The 6,281-nt window shown below is 50.1% G+C and carries 5 protein-coding genes; 3 read left to right on the plus strand and 2 right to left on the minus strand.

Annotated features, from left to right (window positions below; translation table 11 throughout):
• The first annotated feature begins 409 nt into the window (after positions 1-409).
• Positions 410-1,540 (plus strand): hypothetical protein, encoded by a 1,131-nt coding sequence (locus tag HOK28_20065; GenBank protein MBT6435402.1) that lies wholly within the window; start codon positions 410-412, stop codon positions 1,538-1,540.
• A 51-nt stretch (positions 1,541-1,591) separates the two neighbouring features.
• Here the strand turns inward: HOK28_20065 and HOK28_20070 are convergent, their stop codons facing one another.
• A complete protein-coding gene (locus HOK28_20070) occupies positions 1,592-2,941 on the minus strand; it encodes a cyclic nucleotide-binding domain-containing protein (protein ID MBT6435403.1) in 1,350 nt (449 codons plus the stop codon).
• A gap of 245 nt (positions 2,942-3,186) precedes the next feature.
• Here HOK28_20070 and pip point away from each other — a divergent pair, with 245 nt between their 5' ends.
• A complete protein-coding gene (gene pip / locus HOK28_20075; GenBank protein ID MBT6435404.1) occupies positions 3,187-4,197 on the plus strand; it encodes a prolyl aminopeptidase in 1,011 nt (336 codons plus the stop codon).
• 189 nt (positions 4,198-4,386) lie between these two features.
• Positions 4,387-5,649, plus strand: coding sequence for a hypothetical protein (locus HOK28_20080; protein ID MBT6435405.1), 1,263 nt, complete (start codon positions 4,387-4,389; stop codon positions 5,647-5,649).
• A gap of 70 nt (positions 5,650-5,719) precedes the next feature.
• Here HOK28_20080 and HOK28_20085 read toward each other — a convergent pair.
• The coding region (locus HOK28_20085; protein ID MBT6435406.1) for a hypothetical protein at positions 5,720-6,281 on the minus strand (562 nt) is incomplete at its 5' end.

Raw genomic sequence — 6,281 nt, forward strand, 5'->3', positions numbered from 1 at the left:
AACTTCGGTTCTGCTTACCCATACGAAAGTAGCTGATAAAGAGATTTCTACATCTAAAATTTGCCAACGGTAAACCGAAATCGACTCAATTCAACATTAGAGAGCGCATCCGGTCATGCTCGCCACCCCAGCATGACACAGGACCCCTGTATTATATTTAGTATAACATACAGGAAAGACAACGTCATCGGACCATGGACCAACGTTTCGAATAATTGGGGTAAGATTATATTGCTACGAAGTTCGACGGCTGGGTGATTTGGTCCGCCGCTTCTCTTGCCCGTGCTGAGGCCGTTAGATAGGCTCTGGCTTCTGCAGCGCCGCCACAAAAGGGATAACCAGGGAGCCAATGATGTCCAATAGCTCGCGCTTAATTAAACGACCCAGACCATTGCTCGGAGTCCATGCGATGATTCGAATCTTTCTGTGTCTATTTTTAGCAGTAACGGGGTGCAGTAAAACCGGCAACGATGGGCCGAACCAAGAACCCACGAATAACAACACCAGCGACACTGTTGGTGATACAACTGACGAGAGCAACACAACCGGCGAAACCCAAGACCCATCAGATACAGATACCCCGACCCAGTGGGGAGAACTCAGCAACAATCCGGCCCAAACATTTTTCGCATCAGACTTATCCGAAGCGGTACGCGATGGCGTCAATCACGGATTACAAAAAGCCGCCGAGGCATGGGGCAACTACGGGCCACTGGAATACTGGGTGCTGGGAACTGAATCAGAAGCTGGTCTGGCCTTAATCACTGAGTTTTGTGAACGTAGAGAGTCGCTTGGTCAATGGTCCTTAGACCAGTGCATGGACCATCACACGCGCGCTGACAGCGACCACAACTTTATGAGCTATTTAGCGCTGGGCCAACAAGTCGTAGCAGAGAATACACCCATGGGTTCTATGGGACGAAACGGTAACCGAGACTGGGGCATTCACCTTTTCACCTCGTCTTACCCGTTTGGATTCGATGGCATCTTCGAGGGAATCATAGCTGAAGAAGAAATCAAAACGCTCTTCCACGAATACTTCCATGCCGTGCAGCACGCTCATATTTTCACCATGGACTACGACACGCGCGACCAGCTTTTGGGACCTACTTGGTTTGTAGAAGGCGGAGCAGAGTTTATGGCAGAATACACCACTGCCAAGCTTTGGGCTCAAGGAGAACTCTTCACCACAGAGGGAGCCAGTTTCCCAACACTTCGCGAACGGATGGAATGGAAACTTATTGGCGGCAAACAAAATCGTGACGACAACTGCCCGGGTAAGCAGCTTGCCGAGATCGACTACGGTGATGCTTGCAGCTATGCCGCATATGAACTGGGAGCATGGGGGAATGCCTATCTCCAATATAGAGCCGGAGAAGACGCCCTGCTCCAAGTATTTTTACCCAGTGTAGAAAACCTTGGTTGGGAGACGGCATTTGAGCAAGCATTTGGAATGTCGGCGGATTCATTCTACGCCGATTTTGAGGTCTTTCTAGAGCTACCGCTTCAAGAGCAGCTTGCCATTCTTCCGACCTTCTAAACCCAACCTTACAAGTTTTACTTACACCTACAAAACTCAGGCATCTCGCTTTTAGTTCAGCTGATTCGGCTCACGCTCGTTTGAAGTAAGCTCGCCCACTGGCATGCCAAATGTATTATCGATTTCTAACTTTGGCACACGGATAGGCTTTAAGGATTTTGATTCAGCATGGCCGCCCACTCGCTCGCGGCATACCTCGTTAAGGTAATCCGAGAGTTCAGGGTGCTCTTTTATCAAACCTTCAAAGTGTGACTTATCAAGAAACAACGCCCAACCCTCCGAATTCGCCATCACCTGTGCAGTTGCCGGCACTGAAGTGATAAGCGAAATCTCACCAAAAACATCACCTTGCTCTAAGGTGGCCACCTTCTTCAAAACATCCAGTGTGTTTGGCATTCTTACATCAACAGTACCGTTGGCAATGAGCCAAAGACCCTTCCGAGGCTCTCCATAGGAAACAAGAATGTCTCCTTTCGAGAATAATTTCTGGACGAAGGACTGTGCGAGCATACTCGCGGTGCCCACATCGAACTTTGCGAACAACGGGGATGTACGAATGAGGTTTTGAATCATACGCTTGTTACAAAACCGGCGAAGGTCTTCTTGAAACGTAGCACTCTTTTCACACAAGGCCAGCGCATCCGAACCCTGGAGTTCAATATAGGACACCTCGCTGGTTGCAATCACGTTTGCCCGTCGCTTGCACCTTGTAAACAAAGCCATCTCTCCGATGACGCTGCCCGCCCCAAGCCTAGCTAATCTCTTGTCGTCCAGAGTGACATTCACCTCACCCTCCGCGATGATTAAGACCGAGTTCGCATCCTCACCTGCCTTAATAATGGTCTCACCTGCGGCGACATACTCACATGCTAAATAGGGTGTTGCCGAAAGAAAGTGCTCGCATGGCATTTCCGTAAAGAGCGGCATAGGTAAAGCAATACCCTCGTAACTATCAATCGCCGGCTCTGCCAAGAACCCGAGCACACGGCCGACCTGTTCTTCGACCGATAGGGCTTTAAGCGTCTCTGGGTCGAGATTAGGAATATCCTTGCGAGTAAGTGGTGTGGCTTCGATGAAGATTTGCTCTACCATGGCTTCATCTGATGCAGAACTCGCAGCATGAAGACTACGCAGTCTTTCTTGAATTGGTGCCGACGTAAATCCTCGATAATCACTTGAGCCACATAAAACGAGGAGTGCTGGTAAGATATGACCCTGATGAACCAAATCATCAGCCACATGACATGCTGCCGTGATGGCATGGTTGCGAAATCCCAACTCACCAATGGCCGTCACCATACCCCGGCGTAACCGGTAATCTTTTGGACTCTCGTTTAGAGCCTCAACAAGAACTGGCAACAGGATGTCTTCTGGGCTCGTTCCGCACTCATCATTATTCATGAAATACTCTCCATGTTCATGCGGGGGCTGCTATTCGCTGAAACGCTATTGGTCAAGCACTTCACCACCACACATGCTTACATTGATGTCAGAGATTACCAGTAAATATCTCGGCGGCGCGAGCTAAACCACCAATACATTTAGTCTTTTTAATGAGTTCCGATTTCACCTAGCCTTTACCCTTCATGGTTACGTCCCGTCTGTGGTAGCAACTCGAACAAGACCGCAAACCAGGAGTGCCAATAATGGACGACGGACTTTACCCAGAAATCGAAGCCTATAAAACCGCTATGCTAGAGCGTGACGGGCACCAGCTCTACTACGAATTAAGCGGCAACCCAGATGGGCCTACCGCACTTTTTCTTCATGGCGGCCCTGGCGGCGGTACCTCTCCGCGTGTTCGGCGATTCTTTAACCCAAAGCATTACCGAATTGTGCTTTTGGACCAGCGCGGTGCCGGCAAAAGCGTTCCCAACGTAAGCGACAACTACGATGCAGCTCTTCGCAACAACACCACCTCTCACCTTGTTGCAGATATCGAAGCCCTTCGTGAGACTCTCGAAGTAGACGCCTGGCAACTTGTTCTTGGAGGCAGCTGGGGCTCGACGCTTGCCCTGGCGTACGCCGAAGCACATCCGGACCGCGTCCATCAACTGCTCCTTCGTGGGATTTTCACCTTTCTGCCCGACGAAGTGGACTCTCTATTCCAAAATGGGCGTGCCGCAGATCACTACCCAGACGAATGGACCGCCTATGTGGACCATATTCGAACCACCAGCCAAGACTGGAACCGCGAGCAGCATAACCTGCTTGGCGCATATCAAGACCGCCTTCTGAACCCTGACCAAAGAATGGAAGCGGCCAAGGCCTTCGTTGCTTATGAACTCTCCGTTTCCCACTTACACAGAAATGAAGAACGCATTGAGTCAGTCATGGCAACACCTGAAGTACTGGTTCCCTTCGCAGCACTAGAAGTTCACTACATGCTCAACGCAGGCTTTATGCGCCGCGGACAACTGCTCGATGATGTGGGCAAGATTAAGGACCACCGCATTCATATTGTTCATGGACGCAACGACTCCGTCTGCCTACCGCGTGCAGCCGCTCGTCTACGCACGGCTCTTCTCGGTGCTGGCGCGAGTGCCAACGTGACTCTAGAATACATAGAAGCCGCCGGGCATTCAGACAGTGAGCCACCTATTGCCAAGGCTCTGCGTCAGGCCACGGATACCCTGGCCCATGAGGCATCTAAATAGTTTTCATGGACGGTCTCCAATAACAGAGTCCCCAATAATCACTTAGAGTTACCTCAATCACTCGAAAGCGATTGACCTGAACACCCGAAAATCGAACGCTCAAGTTGAACGTCTCTCCTTTTTTTACGCAACATTCGTAATCTATGGCCGATACCCTAATTGGACTACGCATCCTCAAGGAGAATCAATATGCCTCGCGTGAATAATAATAGCCCCAAAGTATGGGACCTCGTATCGGACAAAAAAGTGTGGACTTCAACCTACTGGCCCTATGCCAACCACACACGAAGCGCTGGCGGAAATCCAGCCGAGAACCTGTGGGCAGACAAAGGTGCGTTGGATAAATTCGATACACTCCTCGGCAAGCGCGGTAGCACAACGGGTGCCAAGGCTTTCGAAAAGACACCAGCGCTTAACTATCTTTCTGACCCGTCAGCCCCCAGCGGATTCTTTATCCGCAAACCAACCATCCGAGAAGCAGATGCCGAGCGCACAACTGGCGTAGACTTTACCGGAAACGGAAAAATTGGCCGCAACATCAAGCGTGACTTCATCGATGATTTCGGTGGGTTTGGGACCAATGGTAAGAAGAACGGTGAAATGGATGTAAGCTGGTGGGGAAGCTGTGATGCCGTCGCACTGGCCGGTATGATTTTCGAAGAACCCGCAAAGAGCGTCACCGTTGATGGTGTGACCTTTACACCCAACGACATCAAAGGACTCCTAGTCGTTATTGCTGGCAGTCAAACAGGTCGCGAAGATTATGTCGGGTCGCGATACGATGGCAATCCGGATGAAGTAAACCTTAAAGATGGAACCGTTCTAAGTGGTACCATCCAAGGCATGGCCCTGAGAGATTTCCGTACTGGAGATTTCGAACACAACCAGGGTTACGTTATCAAAAACGATGTGACTAAGACCGTAAAGATTGAAGACTCTGAAGGAAAAGTACACACCCTCAAAGCAGCCGATATCGACTATATTGTGCGTGAAGATAAAGAGAGTCTTTCACCTGCCCTCTTTCATAAAACAGTTAAAGCATGGCTGCGACAGAATCGCCCCTTTGCTATGGACCACGACCCAGGGTCGCACGTGTGGAATGATAATTATGACCACGCGACCATCAAGAAAAACCGCACACTTCCTTCGTGGATGGATACCGGCAAGCTCAACGGACATAACGGCTCTTACAGCGGAGGCAAGATTGCCTTCTACGAAACCGAACTTTTTAAGAAAGATGACTCTGAACAAAGCTACGGCTATTGGATTGAGAAAAAAGGCAATGCAATCGTCAACAGCGGCTGGGTGAACGACCGTGATTACGACGAGAATCCAGATTTCATGTGGCGAGTATCCAGTGGTAAGAAACCAAGTTTTACCGGCGACAACGAACGAAACCCCTTCGTTCTGCCGCCGCTGGTAAAAGAGATTTACGAGAAGAGTATAGCTTAAAGCGAGTATTGTTTATCGTCACAACGAGAATGCCTTGGGGTTCACTCGCTCCAAGGTCAAGTCTTCGCCTCTACTCCAGGGAGGCAGAACGGTTCCGAGAACCAGAAAATCCCTCTAGAGTATCAGCTAAACTGGTCAAAAGGTGTCCAAGCTGATTGGACTCGCCACCGCCATAGATACGAAGACTTTCAGGCTTCGGTAAGTTGGATGCTATCTCCGGAAGCTCCTTAATCAAGACCTCATGTAATCTCTCATCAGATATTGTATTGGCAATAACTTTACGAGCACGCTCGATTTCTAAACCCTTCTCTTCCTCCAGCATCTCTTGCTCGAAAGACGCTTGCTGACGCCGTAGCTTCAATTCCTGCCGCCTCATCTCAATGGCCTCATCCTGCTCAAGAGCCTCCAGACGATGTCTACCCAATTCTTCCGCCTGCTCGGCCTCGAGAGCCGCCCGCCGCGTTTTTTCAGCCTGAGAAGAATCAAAAGCACGTGCTGCGGTTTCGCCTTTTAACTGCTCTATCTTTTCCTTACGTTCTATCACCACCCGCTCGGCCTTTAGTTTCTCCTCATCCTCTCGCTCTTTAACAATACCCTGAGCTTCTAGTTCAGCCAGCCGCGCTTCCTTAGCC

The organism is Deltaproteobacteria bacterium (genome assembly GCA_018668695.1).
GTDB lineage: Bacteria > Myxococcota > XYA12-FULL-58-9 > XYA12-FULL-58-9 > JABJBS01 > JABJBS01.

Coding starts and splice junctions, on each gene's coding strand:
- HOK28_20070 (MBT6435403.1), bottom strand. CDS start 2,941: ATGAATAATGATGAGTGCGGAACGAGCCCAGAAGACATCCTGTTGCCA.
- HOK28_20065 (MBT6435402.1), top strand. CDS start 410: ATGATTCGAATCTTTCTGTGTCTATTTTTAGCAGTAACGGGGTGCAGT.
- HOK28_20080 (MBT6435405.1), top strand. CDS start 4,387: ATGCCTCGCGTGAATAATAATAGCCCCAAAGTATGGGACCTCGTATCG.
- pip (MBT6435404.1), top strand. CDS start 3,187: ATGGACGACGGACTTTACCCAGAAATCGAAGCCTATAAAACCGCTATG.